Annotated in this window: 16 protein-coding genes; 2 read left to right on the plus strand and 14 right to left on the minus strand. The window is 70.2% G+C overall.

The features are described from left to right. Positions 1-20 precede the first annotated feature (20 nt). Positions 21-2,816, minus strand: a complete 2,796-nt coding sequence (locus tag AWC16_RS25460; RefSeq protein WP_165759143.1) for a PGRS repeat-containing protein — start codon at positions 2,814-2,816, stop codon at positions 21-23. Between the two features lie 79 nt (positions 2,817-2,895). Then, complete coding sequence (gjpA, locus tag AWC16_RS01290) at positions 2,896-4,041, minus strand: outer membrane porin GjpA (protein WP_085263024.1); 1,146 nt, start codon at positions 4,039-4,041, stop codon at positions 2,896-2,898. 280 nt (positions 4,042-4,321) lie between these two features. Here gjpA and AWC16_RS01295 point away from each other — a divergent pair, with 280 nt between their 5' ends. Together AWC16_RS01295 and AWC16_RS01300 are read left to right on the plus strand one after the other, a co-directional pair. Further along, positions 4,322-5,365 carry an LLM class F420-dependent oxidoreductase gene (locus AWC16_RS01295; protein ID WP_085263025.1) on the plus strand — a complete coding sequence of 348 codons (1,044 nt, stop codon included), beginning with the start codon at positions 4,322-4,324 and terminating at the stop codon, positions 5,363-5,365. Between the two features lie 53 nt (positions 5,366-5,418). After that, positions 5,419-7,242: a fatty acyl-AMP ligase gene (locus tag AWC16_RS01300; protein ID WP_085263026.1), complete on the plus strand. Its 1,824-nt coding sequence runs from the start codon at positions 5,419-5,421 to the stop codon at positions 7,240-7,242. Positions 7,243-7,259: 17 nt separating this feature from the next. On the opposite strand, the gene AWC16_RS01305 is transcribed toward AWC16_RS01300, so the two are convergent. The 12 genes from AWC16_RS01305 to eccCb all read right to left on the minus strand — a co-directional run bounded on the left by AWC16_RS01305 (position 7,260) and on the right by eccCb (position 18,055). After that, positions 7,260-7,445, minus strand: a complete 186-nt coding sequence (locus tag AWC16_RS01305) for a PIN domain-containing protein (protein WP_085263027.1) — start codon at positions 7,443-7,445, stop codon at positions 7,260-7,262. A gap of 97 nt (positions 7,446-7,542) precedes the next feature. After that, complete coding sequence (locus AWC16_RS01310) at positions 7,543-8,847, minus strand: hypothetical protein (RefSeq protein ID WP_234812074.1); 1,305 nt, start codon at positions 8,845-8,847, stop codon at positions 7,543-7,545. A 20-nt stretch (positions 8,848-8,867) separates the two neighbouring features. Beyond that, positions 8,868-9,170 carry a type VII secretion target gene (locus AWC16_RS01315; protein ID WP_085263029.1) on the minus strand — a complete coding sequence of 101 codons (303 nt, stop codon included), beginning with the start codon at positions 9,168-9,170 and terminating at the stop codon, positions 8,868-8,870. A gap of 41 nt (positions 9,171-9,211) precedes the next feature. Beyond that, positions 9,212-10,543 carry a phosphoglucosamine mutase gene (glmM, locus tag AWC16_RS01320; protein ID WP_085263030.1) on the minus strand — a complete coding sequence of 444 codons (1,332 nt, stop codon included), beginning with the start codon at positions 10,541-10,543 and terminating at the stop codon, positions 9,212-9,214. Positions 10,544-10,640: 97 nt separating this feature from the next. Beyond that, complete coding sequence (rpsI, locus tag AWC16_RS01325) at positions 10,641-11,153, minus strand: 30S ribosomal protein S9 (RefSeq protein WP_085263031.1); 513 nt, start codon at positions 11,151-11,153, stop codon at positions 10,641-10,643. Next, positions 11,150-11,593, minus strand: a complete 444-nt coding sequence (rplM, locus tag AWC16_RS01330) for a 50S ribosomal protein L13 (protein ID WP_085263032.1) — start codon at positions 11,591-11,593, stop codon at positions 11,150-11,152. Before rplM ends, rpsI begins: the two co-directional genes overlap by 4 nt. 203 nt (positions 11,594-11,796) lie before the next feature. Next, positions 11,797-12,057 carry a hypothetical protein gene (locus tag AWC16_RS01335; RefSeq protein WP_085263033.1) on the minus strand — a complete coding sequence of 87 codons (261 nt, stop codon included), beginning with the start codon at positions 12,055-12,057 and terminating at the stop codon, positions 11,797-11,799. Then, a complete protein-coding gene (locus AWC16_RS01340; RefSeq protein WP_085263034.1) occupies positions 12,035-12,448 on the minus strand; it encodes an EndoU domain-containing protein in 414 nt (137 codons plus the stop codon). The genes AWC16_RS01335 and AWC16_RS01340 overlap by 23 nt, the downstream gene beginning before the upstream one ends. A 114-nt stretch (positions 12,449-12,562) precedes the next feature. Next, positions 12,563-12,859 (minus strand): WXG100 family type VII secretion target, encoded by a 297-nt coding sequence (locus AWC16_RS01345; protein WP_085263035.1) that lies wholly within the window; start codon positions 12,857-12,859, stop codon positions 12,563-12,565. 12 nt (positions 12,860-12,871) lie between these two features. Then, positions 12,872-13,189, minus strand: coding sequence for a WXG100 family type VII secretion target (locus tag AWC16_RS01350; RefSeq protein WP_109561233.1), 318 nt, complete (start codon positions 13,187-13,189; stop codon positions 12,872-12,874). 82 nt (positions 13,190-13,271) lie between these two features. Beyond that, complete coding sequence (locus AWC16_RS01355) at positions 13,272-14,465, minus strand: type VII secretion-associated protein (RefSeq protein ID WP_085263257.1); 1,194 nt, start codon at positions 14,463-14,465, stop codon at positions 13,272-13,274. Beyond that, complete coding sequence (eccCb, locus tag AWC16_RS01360) at positions 14,462-18,055, minus strand: type VII secretion protein EccCb (RefSeq protein WP_085263037.1); 3,594 nt, start codon at positions 18,053-18,055, stop codon at positions 14,462-14,464. The genes AWC16_RS01355 and eccCb overlap by 4 nt, the downstream gene beginning before the upstream one ends. Between the last annotated feature and the right edge of the window lie 24 nt (positions 18,056-18,079).

The following is an 18,079-nucleotide window of genomic DNA, read 5'->3' on the forward strand; positions in this document are numbered from 1 at the left end:
TGGTCGCCCCCAACGGTCGGCTAGGTGCCGGGCGTACCTGGCGCGCCCGGGTTGCCAGGGCTTCCGGGCGTGCCGTCAGCGCCGGGCGTCCCGGTACCGGTAGCTTCGCCGCCCGCGCCCCCGACGCCGGCTCCACCGGCGTTGCCTCCGTTACCGGCCGCGCCGCCGGTGCCGTTGCCGGCGCCGCCGGTGCCGTGACCGCCACCGTTGCCGCCGGTCCCGCCGTCGGCGCCATTGCCGCCGTTGCCCCCGTTGTAGCCGTCGCCGGTGGCGTCATTGGTGCCGCCTGGCCCACCGGCGCCGCCGTTTCCGCCGTTGCCTCCCGCACCACCGGCGCCGCCGTTGCCGCCGGTACCGCTGGTGGACGCGCCACCGACGCCGCCGTTGCCGCCAGTCCCGCCGTCGGCGCCATTGCCGCCGTTTCCGCCGGGGCCGCCGGGAGTCTCGAGGACCGGATTGCCGAGGCCGCTGCTCCCGGTGGCGCCGGCTTGGCCGTTGCCACCGACACCGCCGTTGCCGCCGTTGCCGCCGTTGCCGGCCTCCGCGGTGCCGCCGTTACCGCCCAGGCCGCCGGTGCCCGCGGTGAGACCGGTCCCGCCGGTGCCGCCGACACCGCCACTGCCGCCGTCGATGTCGCCGGCACCGTTGCCGCCGACACCTCCGTTGCCGCCGTCACCGGCCAGACCGGCGCTGGACTGTCCACCGGTGCCGCCCATGCCACCGGTGCCGGCGTGGCTGGGACCGGCCGCGGCGCCGGTGAAGGGGTTGTCGTCCGGCATGGTCACACCGCCACTGTCACCGCCGGCGCCACCGTCGCCACCGCGACCGCCGTCGGCGCTGGGGCCGCTCAGGCCTGCGTTGCCCGTGCCACCGTTGCCGCCGCGGCCGCCGTTGCCCCCGGAGGCTGTGCCATTGCCGGCGACGCCGCCGTTGCCTCCGTTGCCGCCGCCGGTGCCGCCGGAACTGCTTCCGCCGGCGCCGCCGTTACCGCCGTTACCACCGACGCTGACGACGTTGGCGCCGGTCGCACCATCGGCACCGGCCCCACCGGCGCCACCGTTGCCGGCCGCTCCGTTGGGTCCGCCGGACCCGCCGGATCCGCCGGCGCCCCCGTTGCCGCCCTGGCTGAAGATCGTGCCGGAGCCGCCGTCCCACCCGGTGCTGATGCCGCCGGCGCCGCCGGCACCACCCGCACCGCCGTTGGCGCCCTGCGAGGCCGAGCCGCCGCTACCGCCGAGACCGCCCACGCCGCCGCGCAGCGTGCCGGTCCCACCATCGGCGGCCGCACCGCCATTGCCGCCGTTGCCGCTACCGCCCGCGCCGCCGGTGCCACCGCCGCCGCCATTGCCGCCGATGGTCTGGACGGTGGCGTCGTCGGTGGCGCCGTTGCCACCGGCACCGCCCGTACCACCGGTACCACCGGTGCCGCTCTCGGTGGCGCCACCGTTGCCGCCGCGGCCGCCGGCGCCGGCCTGCCCGGCGGTCGCATCACCGCCAGCGCCGCCGGTACCGCCGGCACCGCCGATGTTGTCGCCAAGAGAGCTGCCGCCGACGCCGCCGGCGCCGCCGAAGGCCTGAGTGCCGACCAGACCGTCGCCGCCGGCGCCGCCGTCACCACCGTCACCGCCGATGTTGCCGGTGCCGCCGGCACCGCCGGCACCGCCACGACCACCGTTGCCCAGGAAGGCGCCCAGCTCGTCGGTGGCGGCGCTACCGCCGGCGCCGCCGTTACCACCGTCGGCGCCGTCCCCGGCCTGTCCGTCGTTGCCGTAGAACGCGCCGCTGTAGAAGTTGGAACCGCGGACGCCGGCCGCTCCGCCGGCACCGCCGGCACCGCCGTTACCGCCCCAGCCGCCATTGAGCTGGTCGCCTTCGGGTGTGTCGACGCCCCCGGCTCCCGCACCGCCGTTACCGGCGGCGCCACCGGCGCCCCCCGCGCCGCCGTTGCCGAACATGAAGCCGCTGCGGCCGCCGCCACCGCCGGCCCCGCCGTTGCCACCGACACCACCGTTGCCGTTGCCGCCGTCGGCGTAGCTGCCCGCCACAGCGTCCAGGCCGGCACCGCCCGCGCCGCCGGCCCCGCCGTTGCCGAAGAACCAGGCCGCGGCGGCGCCACCGTCGCCACCGGCACCACCGGCACCCCCCGCGACAACCGCGGCCCCACCGGCGCCGCCGTTGCCGCCGTGGCCCATCCACCAGCCACCAGCGCCGCCGTCACCGCCAGCCGCACCGGCACCGCCCGCACCGCCGTCGCCACCATTGCCCAGCCAGCCCAGGGCCGAGCCGCCGTTACCGCCGGCAACACCGTCCTGATCGCTGCTCCAACCGGCGCCGCCGTCACCGAGCCACAGACCACCGTCGCCGCCGTCCGGCGAATCCGCGGTACCGTCAACACCGTTGCCGATCAGGTACATACCCGACAAGTCGTTGATCACTCCGTTGATCGCCAGACCGAGCGGGCTGGTGATCCAGAGCTGAGTCATGCTGTACAGCGGCTGGTAGAACCACTGGTCCATGATCCCGACCCACGAGAAGGGGTCGCTGTCAGCGCTACCCGGGTTGGCCGCGCCGAACAACGCGTCCAGGTCCCAGCCGGCCGAACTATCGGCGGCGGGGTCGCTCTCAAACCACGATGTGAACAGCGCTCCGAAGTCCAGATCGCCGAAGTCGAGATCGGCGTGGGCTGCGGGTGCGGCGGCTAGCGGGGCCATCCCGAAAGCCAGGAACGCGCCCACCGCACTGGCGGCACCGACCACCCGATTGCGGTTGCGCGCTCCGGTGTTACCAGCCTGGCTGCTGCTGTGACGACGAGTCATTTGCGAACACCTCTCCTATGAAGCGGTTCTGTTAAGCAGTGTTGAAGGTTGTCAGGGGAGTCACCAATAACGGGCGTGCTCAGCCAACGAGGAACGCGGCGAGGATGTCTTGCAGGTCGGTAGCCGCGCCGGCGCCGGCGCCACCGTCATCGAAGACGTCATCGCCGATCGGGTCGAAGCCGAAGAGGGGCGGGGTGACCACGGTGGGCCCCTTGCCATCCCAACCCGAACCCAACAGCGCGCCGACGGTCTGATCCCAGGCCAGCCAGGCGCCGATCGGGCCGATCCCCTGGCCGGCGATGTTGATCTGCAGCGGTAGGCCGACAGCGGCCTCGGCGTCGAGGCCCAAGCCCAGGCTGTTGAAGATCGAGCCGCCGACCGCGGGGACCGAGGCGATGATGTCGCCGTTCTCGTCCGCCAATTGCCAGGGGCCGGCCGCCACGGTGCCGCCGCTGAGCAGACCGCCGAACGCGAACTCCAGGGAGGTGATGGCGCCCTCCGGCATCGGCAACAACCCGGATTCCTCGATGAGCGGAATCAGCCAGTCGAGGTTGAGGGTCGCGCCGTTGAAGTAGGCGCCGACCATGTTGGGCAGGGCGTTGAGGAAGTCGCCGTCGCTGATGCTGTTGGACAGCGCCACCCAGGGGGCGATCGCGGGACCCAGCGAGCCGATGATGATGCCACTCAGCGGCGAGGCCAGGAAGTTGACGATCGGGGTCAAGAACTCGGCTTGGTCGGACGGCAAGAATTGGGGAAGCAGCGCGAACAGCAGGTCGTGGCCGAACGTGGGAGGCTGACTCTCGACGTCGGTCCCGCTGATGGTGTGCACGATGACCTCGCCGAGGGTGCCGGTGAAGCCGTTGAGGCTGGCTTCCCCGCTGGCGTTGATCAGCGTGAAGCCGGTCAGCACCGCGTCGAGTTGCTCCTGCATTTGCTGCATCACCGCGGGGATGGTTGACGGATCGTTGATGATGCTGTTCCAGAACTCGTCCTGGTTGACCAGCATCTGCTGGAAGCCCACCCCGGGTGCCAGTAGGAAGTTATTGAGCAGCTGGGTGGCGTTGTCCGCCGCGATGTTGAACTGCTCGACCCAGTCGGTGAGGACGATATCTCGGGTGACAGGACCCGCCATCGGCGGCGCGGCCGGGGTGGCGGCGATCAGGCCGGAGCCGACGATCGCGATACCAGCGGTGACATAGGGGCGAAGGGTTTGCTGCACAGCCATCTCCTTTGGTGAGGTGCCGCCCTCGGCGGCGCCCCGAGAAGCCGTGACGCCGCCGTGTTGCTCCTGGATTCACACTTATTCACTGATGTGAGATAAAACACTATCCGTGAAAAAACTGAGACGCAAGCACCTTTCACGAAAAGTTCGACCGCATCGTCAGAGTTCAAGGCGCTGGCACACAAAAGCCGACCGGACGTTGCCAAGATTATCCTGAGAGTGAACAGAAGTACGTTTTTCCGACACATCGCACCACCGCGACAGGAACCGATATACGTGGTATGTGCGAATTGGTGTTCAACTGGCCTACGCGGGCGGGTTCAAGCAGGCAGCAGAGCAGGTCGTCGAACTCGAGCGAATCGGAATCGATGTGGTCGCGGTCGCCGAGGCGTACTCGTTCGACGCGATCAGCCAGCTGAGCTATCTGGCGGCCAAGACCTCGCGGGTGCAGCTGCTGACCGGGGTTCTGCCGATCTATACCCGCACCCCTGCCCTTTTGGCGATGACGGCCGCCGGCCTGGACTACATCTCCGACGGCCGGTTCGCCCTTGGCATCGGCACCTCCGGGCCGCAGGTGGTCGAGGGCTTCCACGGCGTACCCTTTGACGCCCCGCTGGGCCGCACCCGCGAGGTGGTGGAGATCTGCCGGGCGGTGTGGCGCCGGGAACGGCTCAACTACCAGGGCAAGTACTATCAGCTACCACTTCCGGCGGACCGTGGCACCGGACTGGGGAAGCCGTTGCAATTGATCAATCATCCGGTACGCGAACGGATTCCGATCTCGATTGCCGCACTGGGGCCAAAGAACGTCGAACTGACCGCCGAGATCGCCGACGGCTGGCAGCCGGTGTTCTTCTACCCCGAACGCGCCGAGGACGTGTGGGGAGACGCGCTGAAAGCCGGTGCGGCCAAACGGGATCCGGAACTGGGTCCGCTGGACGTCATCGTGGGGGCGTCGCTGGCCATCGGCGACGACGTCGAGGACCGGCTGGCGTGGGCCAAACCGCAGCTGGCGCTCTACATCGGCGGGATGGGCGCGAAGGGCCGAAACTTCTACCACAACCTGGCCACTCGCTACGGTTTCGGCGACGTCGCCAACCGCATTCAGGAACTGTACCTGTCCGGGCGCAAGACCGAGGCGATCGCCGCGGTTCCCGACGAGTTGGTGCGCAACACCTCGCTGGTCGGGCCACGCGGCCTGATCGCCGAGCGGATTGCCGCCTACGTCGAGGCCGGCGTGACGACATTGCTGGTCGGTCCGCTGGCCACCGGGCAGGACGAGGCACTGCGTTACGTCGAGGAGCTGCGGGCGCTGCTGCCGGCCTGAGTCAGGGTGGGGCCGAATGTGGCCTGTGACACCCTCGGGTCCAAGATGGGGCCATGGATTTCACGCCCACGGTGACAACACCGATCGCAGAGACCCTGGTCGACCTGCTACGGCTCCAAGCCGAACGGTTTCGCGACAAGGTGGCGTTCAGCTTCTCCTACAACGGCGATGACGAAGGCCGCACCGAGCTGACGTTCAGCGAACTGGACCGCCGCGCGCGCTCGATCGCTGCGAACCTGCAACGCCACGACGTCGCCGGTGAGCGGGTCCTGGTGTTGGTGCGGCCAGGCCTGGACTTCATCGCCGGGTTCTTCGGCTGCCTCTACGCCGGTGCCGTCGCGGTGCCGGTACACCAGAAACTGGCACCACGCCTGCAGGTGGTCGTCCCCGACGCCCAAGCCCGGTTCGCGCTCACCGCCGGCGAGACTCAGGAGGCCACCCGGGCCGCGGTCGCCGGACTCCCCGGGGCGCCCGAGGAGTGGTTCTTCACCGACGCCGGCGCCGACCCGGACACCTGGGTGGCTCCCGACATCGACATGAATTCCCCGGCAGCCATCCAGTACACCTCGGGCTCGACCCGCTCACCCAAGGGCGTGCTGCTGAGCCACGGCAATGTGCTGCACAACGTGGACGCCATCCGTCAGGCATGGAACGGCGACCACGACGCCAGAGGCGTTTTCTGGCTGCCACCGCATCATGACCTGGGCCTGATCGGCGGGATTCTCTCGATGGTCTACATCGGCGCCAGCACGGCACTGATGTCACCGACCGCGTTCATCAAACGTCCGATGCGCTGGCTGGAGCTGGTGTCCCGGCATCGCGGCGTGATCACCGCGGCGCCGAACTTCGCCTACGACCGGTGCGTGGAGACCAGCACTCCCGAAGAGCGTGCCGCACTGGATCTTTCCTGCCTGACCGTCGCCATGAACGGCGCCGAGGCGGTGCGCGCCACATCCCTGGCCGCATTCGCCGACGCCTTCGCTCCCGCGGGTTTCCAGATCTCGTCGTGCTATCCGGTCTACGGGCTGGCCGAAGCCACCTTGCAGGTGTCGGCCGGATGCCCCAGCGGAATGCCGGGGGTGCGCTACCTCGACCGTGTCGCTTTGGCCCAGGACCGCGTCGTGGACATCGCGCCCGACGATCCCGCCGCCGCGACCTTCGTGGGTTGTGGTCAGCCGCGCGAATCCGACGTCGCCATCGTCGATCCGGTGACCCGCCGGCCCTGCGGGGACGATGAGATCGGCGAGATCTGGGTCGCCGGGCCCAATGTCGCCCTGGGCTACTGGCGCAGGCCGGAGGAGACGGCAGCGACGTTCGGCGCGCGGCTTGCCGAACCCGGCGACCCGACCCGCGGACCGTTCCTACGCACAGGAGACTACGGGTTCCTTTGCGCCGGTGAGATTTTCACCACTGGACGCTGCAAGGACCTGGTCGTCGTCGACGGACACCGCTACTACCCCAACGACATCGAGTTCACCGTCCAGCAGTGCGACCCGGTGTTGGTGTCTGGCCGCGGTGCGGTGTTCGCCACGGACGCACCGCCCGGTGGGGTCGAGCAGCTGGTCGCGGTTCACGAGGTGGACAGCGCACGGATTGCCCAGACCGACTTCGACGCGGTCATCGACAAGATCCGGACGGCGATCGCGACGCACCATGGGATCGCGGCCGACGCCGTGGTTCTGGTGCACCATGTGTCGCTACCCACCACGTCAAGCGGCAAGATTCAGCGCGGCCAGAGCCGACAGCAGTTCGTCGACGGCGCTCTTGCCGTGGTCGCCGAGTGGCGTACGCCGGCCGCGGAACTGTCGCTGGAGGAGCTGGAGGCTGCGGCCAGGATCGTCTCGACGCTGCAGGCCTGGGGAACCCGCCAGGGGTGAGCCGGTGGGGCCTCGGCTCACCCTGCGCCCAGCGGGTTGATCCAGCGCAAACCAACGATTCGGAGGAACGCACCAATCGTCTGCCACGGCAGACCAACCCGGTTGGCGCCGTTCAACGTCTCCTCCAGCCACGCCGCGGCCGCCGGATTGTGCTTGCTGTCGGCATCGACGGCGTCCAGCAGGAGGTTCGCGTCTAGGAGCATCGATGCTCATCGTCGATCATCGTCGAGCACATCCGACACCTCGGCCACGTTGGTGACGTCGACCTTCAGACCAAGCGGGGCCGTGCGCCGTCTCCGATCACTGCCCTACCTGCGGTAACTCCTCGGCGGCGATCTCGCACGGGGTCTTCGGCGCGGGTTCGGCGGCTGGCTCAGCCTCCCCGGACTCCCCGGCTTCTTCGGTATCCGCAGTTTCCGCGGCTACCGGCTCCGGTGCGACGTCTTCGGCCGGTTCGGCCTCCTCGGCCTGTTCGGCTTCGGATTCGGCTGCGGTCTCAACCGCCGGTTCGGACTCCGCCTCGGGGTCATCGGCGCCATCGGGATCACCGGAGTCCGCGGAGTCATCGGGACTGTCGTCGGTCCCGGTTCGATCATCGGATGGATCGTTGAACACATCGCCGATCCCGGGATCGCCCAGGGCATCGGCCAGACGCGGCAGTAACCCGCCCAGTCCGCCCAGGCCACCGAGACCACCCGGCAGCCCGCCCGACGGTAACCCCAGATCGCCGGGCAACCCGAGTCCGCCGGGCAGGCCGAGCCCCTGCGGCACACCGAGATCTGTCGGGACGTCGTCGAGCGGTGCCGGGGACGCGGGGGGTGGAGCGTCCGCACGCTGAACCGGCGGCTCCGCGGGTGGCATCTCCGCCGGCGCCACCATCGACCCAAACGACGGCGGTGCTGAGCGCACCGGCTCGCCGGCCTCCGCGACCGGGCCGAGGTCACCCGGAACCGCGAACACCACGCCCGGCCCCGGGTCAGCCGTGGCCGTCGCCGCACCGTAGGCTGCCGCGGCCCCGTCTTTCGCCGCCCGTACCGCAGACACCCATTCGCCGCGAATGTCGTTGTCCACGTATGGGATCACCTGCCTTTCGACGATGTCGACGGCGTGCGGGTCGTCGGCGCCGGAGTTCACCGCGTGAGCGGCCGCCAGCCACGCCGGCCGCTGAGCACCCACCCGGTCGTCGACGGCCAGCACCGCCGCCACCTTGGCGTCCACCAACCGCCACAACTCGTCGCGCAGCACGCCGCAGCCGGCGGCCGCCGCGCGCAGCCGGGCCGTCAGCTCGGCGCCGGCGTCGCAGTGCCGGCGCAGGAACTCCTCGGCGGCGTCGGCTCCCGGACCGCGCCAGGCGGTGGCCAACTCGGGCAGTTGCGCGCGCTGCAGGCGCAGTGCGTCGTCGGCAGCGTCGGCCAGCGCAGCCAGTGCGGCGCAATCGGCGTCGAGGATCCGCAGGTCAAGGCCGGCTTCACTGTCGTAGCAGTCGGCGAGTTGTCCGTCGTATCCGGTGAGGTCCGGATGTCGGTAGCCCAGTCGCCGGCAGGCCGACACGTAGGTCTGGGCGTGCGTGACGGCCTGGCGGCCGTCCGCCAGCCGCGCTGGCACGTCGTGTCGCGGCGCCACCCTCAACCGACCCGCTGGGCGGCAGTCGCCTCGGCGTGCTGGTAGCGCGCCAGCCCGGTTCGCAGTGCGGTGGCGATCTCGGTGCTGGCCCGCGACCAGCGAGTCAGCTCCGGGGCCCAGGACTGCAGCGCGCGGCGCAGGGCCTCCCCCGCTCCGACATGATCTCGTCCGGCGGTTGTGCCGTCGAACACCAAGCCGCCCAAGCGGTTACGGACGGAGTTGTCGATGGCTGCCGCGGTCGATTCCAAGCATTCCGCCACCGAGCGCAGCGCGGCGGAGTCGAGGTACACCTGTTGTCGTCCCATACGGGTATGACGGTGCCGGGGCTCCGGCGGTTCCCCTCAATTCAGCGCCGGGCGCGCACCGCTTCGGCGACGCTGACCGCGGTCTGGCGGGCGGTGTCCTCGTCGGCGGCTTCCACCATCACCCGGACGAGCTGCTCGGTTCCGGAGGGACGCAACAGGATTCGTCCGGTATCCCCGAGTTCGTCGGCGGCACGCTGCACCGCGGCACATACCGCGGGATGCCCCACCGCGTCGGCCTTGTCGGTGACCTCGACGTTGATCAGTACCTGGGGCAGGGTGCGCATGGCCGAGGCCAGGGCCGCCAGCGGAGTGCGGGTCTGGGCCATCCGGGCCATCAGTCGCAAGCCGGTGATGATGCCGTCGCCGGTGGTGGCGACCTGGGGCAGCACGATGTGGCCGGACTGCTCACCGCCGAGCGTGAAGCCGCCGGACCGCAACTGCTCGAGCACGTAACGGTCGCCAACGTCGGTGGTGTGCACCGCAATCCCGGCATCGCGCATGGCCAGGTGCAGTCCGAGATTGCTCATCACGGTCGCCACCAGGGTGTCGCCGGCCAGTTCGCCGGCGGCGCGCATGGCCAGGGCCAACACGACCATGATGGCGTCGCCGTCGATCACGTTGCCGGCGGCGTCGACGGCCAGGCACCGATCGGCGTCACCGTCGTGTGCCAGCCCCAGATCGGCGCCGTGGGCGAGCACCGCGGCGCGCAACGGCTCCAAATGGGTCGAACCGCACCCGTCGTTGATATTGAGCCCGTCGGGGTCGGCGTTGATCGCGATCACGGTGGCGCCGGCGGCCCGGTAGGCGCGCGGCGCCGCCTCGAACGCCGCACCGTGGGCGCAGTCCACCACCACGGTCAGGCCGTCCAGGCGAGCGGGGTTGGATTCGCCGAGGTGCCGCAGATAGCGGTCCAGCGCGTCGTCGGCGTCCACCACCCGGCCCAGCCCGGCGCCGATCGGGCGCAAACCCGGGCCGGCGGCGACCAGATCCTCGATCTGGTCTTCGGTGGCGTCGTCGAGTTTGTGGCCGCCCGGGCCGAAGAACTTGATGCCGTTGTCGGGCATCGGGTTGTGCGACGCGGAGATCATCACCCCGAAGTCGGCTTCATAGGCGCTGGTCAGGTAGGCCACCGCCGGTGTCGGCAGCACGCCGGTCCGCAGCGCGTCCACGCCCTGGCTGGCCAATCCGGCGATGACCGCGGCTTCCAGCATCTCGCCGCTGGCCCGCGGGTCACGGCCGACGACGGCCACCCGGCGTCCGGCGCCGGCGGACAGCCGCTGCGCGGCAGCGCCACCCAGCGCGACAGCCAGCTCCGCGGTCAGCTCGCGGTTGGCGACCCCGCGGACGCCATCGGTGCCGAAAAGTCGACCCATAGTTATCCTTTATCGCCGCGAGCGTGCGTGTTGCCGGTCCGACACGCCGGTGTCGGACCGATTCCACGCACGCTCGCTGCCAGAACGTGACTGCCGATCAGCGCTTGCTGTACTGAGGCGCCTTGCGGGCCTTCTTCAGTCCGTACTTCTTGCGCTCGGTGGCCCGCGGGTCACGGGTCAAGAAGCCCGCCTTCTTCAGCGCAGGCCGGTCCTCGGGCTGCACGATGATCAGCGCGCGAGCCAGCGCCAGCCGCAACGCACCGGCCTGGCCGGAGGGGCCACCGCCGTCGAGGTGCGCGTAGACGTCGAAGCTGTCCACCCGGTCCACGGTGACCAGCGGAGCCTTGATCAGCTGCTGGTGGACCTTGTTCGGGAAGTAGGCCTCCAGGGTGCGCCCGTCCAGGTTGAACTTGCCGGTGCCGGGCACCAGCCGAACCCGCACCACCGCCTCCTTGCGGCGGCCGACGGTCTGGATGGGACGGCCCAGGTCGTGCGGCTCGTAGGCCGGCGCGGCCTCGGCCTGCACCTCTACGGTCTCGGTGACCTCAACCGTCTCGGTGACCTCAGGAGCCTCAGTGGTCTCGGTGCCTTCGATTGCCGTCTCGGTCATTGCGCCACCTGCTTGATTTCGAACGGGATCGGCTGCTGGGCGGCGTGCGGATGCACCGGCCCGGCGTAGACGTGCAGCTTGCGCTGGATCTGACGACCCAGCTTGGTGTGCGGGATCATCCCCAGGATCGCCTTCTCCACGACGCGGTCGGGACGGGTCGCCATCAACTCACCGATGCTGCGCTTGCGCAGCCCGCCCGGGTAGCCCGAGTGGCGGTAAGCCATCTTCTTCTGCAGTTTGTCGCCACTGATGGCGACCTTGTCGGCGTTGATGATGATGACGAAGTCACCGCCGTCAACATTCGGCGTGAATGTCGGCTTGTGCTTGCCGCGCAACAGGGTTGCTGCCGCGACGGCGAGCCGGCCGAGCACCACGTCGGTGGCGTCGATGACATACCACGACCGCGTGGTGTCACCCGCCTTCGGCGCATAGGTGGGCACAGCGCTTACCTCTCTTAACCTCGAGCCGGGCGTTCCCGGTTCTTGCGGATCCCGGATCGAGCCGGGTGCCGGTCCAGCGTGGGCAGGGAACTTTCTCGGCGACCGACAGTGACCCGAGAACCCGCTGTGCCAGGTAGGCACCGCACGCCAACGGTGCAGCTTACCGGCGGTGATCGGGGCGGGTCAAAACGGGGAGTTGGCCGTTACGCGGCGTTCTGGCTCTTCTGTCGGGCCACGGCGTCGAGGACGAGTTGTCGATAGGCCGCGTTGGCGTACCAGGCAGCCGCGCCGGCGGCGACCCGATCCAGCAAGTCGTCGGGCAGCGGTCTCCGCGTCTCCAGCACTGCGATGCCGAGCGCGATCTCCGTGTCGCCGAACTCCATCTCCATGTCGGCTCGACCGCGGGCCTGGTCGTCCAGGTCGGCCGCGGCGACCGCCTGGTCAGCCAGGGTGACCAAGTCCATGGGGCAATGGTACGTGGCGGACAGCACCGAGCGGGACGTTCTTGCGCCGGGTCGGATCCTCCTTGCCGGTTCGCATCACGCCGACTCCGTCGATCGGGTGAGCGGTGATGACGCTGCCGTCACGGGCAGTCCCGACAACAACACGCACACCGTCCACGTAGCCATAGAGATTTCGGATATTCGGGTCCCGGAGATGTTCGTGGTCGTCGCTGGTGGTGTAGGGACCATCCAAGGTGCGAATGATCGCGGCGATGATCAAATCGTCGTCCCAACTCTCCGGGAAGAGCGACTTATTCGGCTCGAGTGAAGTGAAGCGGTGGCCACCGCCGCTGCGGTCACCGTCGAGGATATGCCGTCGTGTGGCCTCGGGAATGCGGGCGTCATCGTCCATGGCGCGGCGCCCACCCCGGACACAATCTCCGCTGCACGTCTACCTGTATGAGCCGGTGTGGCCCCGACGGCTCTCCTCCGATCGGGGCCACACCGCGTTCGGGGGCGGTCTCTCCTACCTCCCCCAAGCTCCCGCGGCGCGCCGGTCCGCATCGGCTACCTCAGCCGCGCCTTCGCGCACCGCTCTGCCCAGCTCGAACAGGATCTGATTCAGTGCGCCGGCGGCTTGCTGCCATCGCAGCTGTTCAGCGTGGTAGGCGCCGGCCGATTCCCGGGTCCACACCTGCTGCAGCGGTGCGATCTGCGACCGCAGCTCCTCCAGCGCTCCGTTGAGCCGGGCCGCCGTGGAGTGGATCTCCTGGCGAACGGCGTATTCGATCTCCTCGAAGTTGTACGACAGTGCGGCATCCATGTCCGATCCCGCTCAGATTCCGTCGCCGGCGGCGGCGATGTGGCGCGAATGGGTCTCGGCGACCTCACGCAACACACGCTCGTTGTGGCGGATGGTTTCGGCGATGCGCGCCAGCGCGTGGTGCAGCCGCAGCGACTCGGCGTTCCAGCGGTCCAGCACGTCGGAGAACCTGGCTGCCGCCAGGCCCGACCAGACCGACGGCGGCACCGCCCGCATCCGGCCGACGAACGTCTGGAGCATCCCCCGGATCTCCTCGTTGCGGGTGTCGGTGGCCGCCGCGACGGCGAGCATGACGTCGAAGTCGGCGCTGAGTGTGGTGGATGTGGTCACATCTGCCCCTGTCGTTTGGTCGCTGTTATGTAGTTCGACTGCGGCGGGACGATTTCGGTTCCCGTCGGTTTGGCCGGGCGAGTCAAGGCCCGACGGCGTGGGCGGAGCGCACCGCCTGCCCGCACACCGCACGCAGCGCCTCCCCGCCCCCGGGCCGACTCTGACACCCGATGCCGATCCGCACCGCACGATCGACCAGAACCGCCCAGTCGATCTGGTGGTCACCGCGCACCTCGCGGTAGGTCACGGCGGGCCGCCCGGCGCGGGTGCCGGCCGGTTCGAAATCGACGAAGACGCCGGGCGTTTCGGCGTCGGCGAGTTGCTTCGCCCGCTCCAGTGGTTCGGCGACGGCGGCCAGGGTGTCGCCGAGGGCCGGCGCCTGGGTGATGTGCAGCACCAGCTGCGGGTCGGTGGGCGAGACGAGCTCCACCCGTGCCGATCCGGGCCCGCCGGTGATCCGGCGCGCCGGCCAGTCGGCCGGCACCTGCACCGCCACCCGGCCCTCGATCAGATACGTCGTGGGCTCCGGCGGTGGATCGTGGTGTGCGCGCAGGCCCAGCACGACGACACTCAGCGCGGTGGCGATGGCCAGCGGCAAGGCCAGCGGTAGCCGGCGCCGGCCGGCGGGACGAGTCGGTCCCGGGGCCGGTTGCGACGTGGCAGCGGGCTCAACGACGCGGCCGGCCGGCAGCGCGTCGACCACGATGACCCGGACCGCGGGGCGCAGCCGCTGGTCGATCATCGTCGCGAGCACCGCGGCGCAGGCGACCCCGGCTGGGGCATCGATCACGACGACGGCGCGACGATCCCGAACCGCCGCCGACACCCGGCTCGACACCGCGTCGGCCACCTCGGCGGGTGAGCCGATGCGCGGCTCGGCTGTGATCTCTCCGATGCCGGAGTCGGTGCCGGAGCCGATGACGGCGACCAGTCGCCCGGCGATCTCAACGACCACGTCGGCGCCGAAGGTGTCGAACAGCAGCCGCGATCGCGGTCTCGTGGCGACCTCGTCGGACGGTGCGGCAGCGATGAGCAGCTGCACCCGGCGGTCCGGCCACCACGACGGGTGGATGACCTCCACCGACTCGACCGGCTCTGCGCAGTCCAGCACCTCGCACAGCAGCTCGGATACCGCGACCGGTTGCCCGTCCACCAGCCCGACCGGGTCATCGATCCAGTCCAGGGCCGCCGCGGCGTGGGCCGATTCGGCTGCGCCGCAGCACAACCGGCGGATGGTTGCGGGGCCGGCCTCGATCACCGCCCGGTGCCCGCTCACGGCTCCCATGCCACCTGCATGAGCCGCTGCCCGTCGGCCCGGGTGATCAGGGTGCCGCGGCCCGGCGGCAGCGGCCCCGCGCGAACCGAACCGGCCAACGGGGAGTCCGCTGCGTCGGTGCTCATCACCAGCCGCATCGCGCCCAGATCCTGCAGCGCGGCCAGCACCGGCTCGTACATCGAGCGGGCCGCCCCGCCGCTGCGGCGCGCCACCACCAGATGCAGCCCGAGATCACCGGCGTGCGGCAGGTATTCCAGCAGCGGTGTCAGCGGATTGCCGGCGGCACCGGCCACCAGGTCGTAGTCGTCGACCAACAGATACAGCTGCGGTCCCGACCACCACGAGCGGGCGCGCAGTTGCTGCGGGCTGAGGTCCGCACCGGGCATCCGCCCCGCCAGCCGCTCGATCAGGTCCGGCAGCAGGCCCGCCAGCGTGGGCGCCGACATCGCGTATCCGGCCAGGTGCTCGGCCGCCACCACGCCCAGCAGGCTGCGCCGATAGTCGACCACCAGCAGCTGCGCCTGCTCCGCGGTCTGGGTCCGCACCAGCTCCCGGCACAGCGTGCGCAGTACCGCCGTCTTGCCGCACTGGTTGTCGCCGGTGATCAGCAGGTGCGGCTGGCGGTCGAAATCGACCGTGACGGCGCAGAGTCCGCGTTCGTCGATACCCAGCACCGGCCTGTCACCGGCGGCCAGATCCGCCCGGTCGACAACCGTCGGAAGCAGCGGGATGGGTGGGGCGGTTGCGTTGTCGTTGTCCCGCAGTGGTTCCCATTCCTGCGGGCGGGCCAGCAGCATGTGCAGCCCGTCGTGGGTCAAGCCGCGTCCGGGCCGGTCCGGGGGCACCCGCTGCGCTTGGCGGCGGTCCAGTTCGGATTCGGCCGGGTCCCCCAGCCGCAGCTCGATACGGGTGCCGATCAGATCCCGTAACGCGGGCCGCACTTCGGCCCAACGTGACGCGGACAGCACCACGTGCACACGAAAGGACAGGCCCCGCGCCGCCAGCGCGACGATGGTTGCCGCGGTGTCGAATTCACGGTCGAGCTCGCGGCACAGTTCGGCCCACCCGTCGATCACCAGGAAGACATCCGGGTCCGGGTTATCCACACCGGCCCCGGCGGCCTGCCGGGCTTCGCGGCGCGCCAGGATCTCCTCCATCTCGGCGACCATCCGCCGGACCAGCTCGGGTTGTCCACGGCCGGCCACCGCGCCCACCTGCGGTAGTCGTTCCAGCGCCGACAGGGCACCGCCGCCAAAGTCCAAGCAGTAGAACACCACCCGGGTCGCGTCGTGGGTGGCGCTCAGCGCGGCGATCAGCGTGTGCAGGGCCGTCGACTTTCCGGATTGCGGTGCACCGACCACGGCGACGTGTCCGGCGGCGCCGTCGAGCCGCACCGACAGCACGCCGCGGCGCTGCTCGAACGGCCGGTCGACGACACCGATCGGTACCGTCAGGTCTGGATGCTCGCCGTCGAGCAGTGCACCCAGGGCCGGCGAATCCCCCAGAGGCGCCAGCCATATCTGCCGGGCGGCGGGCCCGTGCCCGGAGAGTCGCTGCAGCATCGCCTGCAGCACAGTGCGTCCAGCGGGATCGGCGGCCGCGTCAGCGGGACAGCTGGGCACCGCGGTAAACAACTGCACCTTGCCGCTGGCGGAACGGCGACGCGGGCATAGCCCGGAGACGTAGGCCGTCTGGAATCGCCGCACGTCGCCGTCGGCGGTGCGCAGCAGGCCCAGCCCGGGAAGGTTGGGCAATTCGTGGGCATCCTGGGTGCCCAGCACGATTCGGGACTCAGCGGCCGAAGTCGTCTTGAGGCAGACCCGGTAGGACAGATGCGACTCCAGACCGCGCAGCCTGCCCTCCTCGAGGCGCTGGCTGGCCAACAGCAAGTGGATCCCCAGTGAGCGACCCAGCCGACCGATCGCGACGAAGGTGTCGATGAAATCGGGGTGCTGATGGAGCAGTTCGGAGAACTCGTCGACGATGACGAGCAGGGACGGCAAAGCCGGCAGGGCCACTCCAGCGCTCCGCCGGGCCTGCGCGTAGCCGGAGATACCGGGAACACCCGCAGCGCGCAGCAACTCCTGGCGCCGGTGCATCTCCCCGGACAGCGCGTCGCGCATTCGTTCCACCAGCGGCGCCTCGTCGGCGAGATTGGTGATGATCGCGGCGACGTGCCTGGTCTGCTCGAATCCGAGAAAGGTTGCGCCGCCTTTGAAGTCGACCAGGACCAGATTCAGTTCCTCCGGCGAGTGCCGGGCGACCATGCCCAGCACCAGGGTCCGGAGGAACTCCGACTTGCCGGAGCCGGTGGCGCCGATACACAGCCCGTGCGGGCCGCTGCCCCGCTCGGCGGCCTCTTTGATGTCCAGCCGTACCGGGTCCCCACTGGCATCGGTGCCGATCGGGACGCACAGCCGCTGCGCCGCCGCTCGCACCCATCCGGTCGCCGGGTCGAAGCCGTCGATGTCGCCGATGTCCAGCAGTCGCGCCCAATCATTTTCTGCACCAACGGATTCGGCTGCCCGGTGGCCGGCCAGCCGTCGTGCACAGACCACCGCGTCGGCAAGGCTGAGGAAGTCCGGCCGCACGGACAGCCCCTCGGGGCCGCTCACCGTCGTCGCACTCACGTGCAGCCGCCGGCCCTCAGCCCGCGCACCCGCCTCTACCATCCGCAAACCGGCCGGGTCGTCGACGACCACAACGGCCCTGCGACCGGCCAGGCCGGCCTCGGCGGTGGGCAGGTCGGGATAGCTCAGCCGCAGCGGTCCGGCAGCGTCGACGGCCGACGGATGCTGATGGTGGGGCAGCCATTTCAACCAATCCCAGGCCCCCGGATTCGCGGAGGCCACGACGGCGATCAGCAGCACATCCGGGCCGTGCAGGACCGCGAGCTGGCAGATCAGGGCGCGCAGCAGACCGCGCGCTCGGTCCCCGTCCCCGTGCAGCAGCAGCCCGGCCGGCCCCAGCACAGTCAGGGCGACAGGCACGTCGGGCACCGCCGCGTGGGTGTCCAGGAAGCGCCGCAGCGCATCATGAGTGACCGGGTCGGTCAAGCGGGCGGGATCATCCGGGGGTGCCACCAACCGGGTCTCCGCGACCGCCGGCCCGATCCCCACCCGGACCGAACCGAACGTGCGGTCGCCGGGCCGGCGTTCCCACATCCGGGGCCCGCCCGCCAGGATCCACAGCGCATCCGGTTCCGGATGCGACCACTGCAGAAAGGCACGCTGGGCGGCGGCGCTCTCGGTCACCGTGCCGCGCAGTCCGGACAGATAGGCCAGGTATCCTTCGCGGTCTTCGTCGATATCGTTGTGGTTACTACGTTTTCGACCGGCCAAAGCGGTCGCCAACGCCGATGCGAGCATCATCAGCGGCAGCAGCGCGAAGACCGGGTTACGGGTGGCCGCGACTCCCGACCTGTAGACGATCGCGGTCATGCCGAGCATCCCGACAGCCATCACAACCGGCAGCACCCGAGTCAACACCATCTGCGCTTCTCGGTGCGGCACCGATGGTGGTGCGAGAACGGCGATTTCACCACCTACCGGCTCCGGCGGCGAGATCGAGTTCGGTCCGGGACCGGTCATCGGCACACCGTAGACAGCACCGAT

Origin of the sequence: Mycolicibacter longobardus (genome assembly GCF_002102265.1) — a bacterium.
In the GTDB taxonomy this organism is placed as follows: domain Bacteria; phylum Actinomycetota; class Actinomycetes; order Mycobacteriales; family Mycobacteriaceae; genus Mycobacterium; species Mycobacterium longobardum.

Coding starts and splice junctions, on each gene's coding strand:
- AWC16_RS25460 (WP_165759143.1), bottom strand. CDS start 2,816: ATGACTCGTCGTCACAGCAGCAGCCAGGCTGGTAACACCGGAGCGCGC.
- gjpA (WP_085263024.1), bottom strand. CDS start 4,041: ATGGCTGTGCAGCAAACCCTTCGCCCCTATGTCACCGCTGGTATCGCG.
- AWC16_RS01300 (WP_085263026.1), top strand. CDS start 5,419: ATGGATTTCACGCCCACGGTGACAACACCGATCGCAGAGACCCTGGTC.
- AWC16_RS01305 (WP_085263027.1), bottom strand. CDS start 7,445: ATGCTCCTAGACGCGAACCTCCTGCTGGACGCCGTCGATGCCGACAGC.
- AWC16_RS01315 (WP_085263029.1), bottom strand. CDS start 9,170: ATGGGACGACAACAGGTGTACCTCGACTCCGCCGCGCTGCGCTCGGTG.
- glmM (WP_085263030.1), bottom strand. CDS start 10,543: ATGGGTCGACTTTTCGGCACCGATGGCGTCCGCGGGGTCGCCAACCGC.
- rpsI (WP_085263031.1), bottom strand. CDS start 11,153: ATGACCGAGACGGCAATCGAAGGCACCGAGACCACTGAGGCTCCTGAG.
- AWC16_RS01335 (WP_085263033.1), bottom strand. CDS start 12,057: ATGGACTTGGTCACCCTGGCTGACCAGGCGGTCGCCGCGGCCGACCTG.
- AWC16_RS01340 (WP_085263034.1), bottom strand. CDS start 12,448: ATGGACGATGACGCCCGCATTCCCGAGGCCACACGACGGCATATCCTC.
- AWC16_RS01345 (WP_085263035.1), bottom strand. CDS start 12,859: ATGGATGCCGCACTGTCGTACAACTTCGAGGAGATCGAATACGCCGTT.
- eccCb (WP_085263037.1), bottom strand. CDS start 18,055: ATGACCGGTCCCGGACCGAACTCGATCTCGCCGCCGGAGCCGGTAGGT.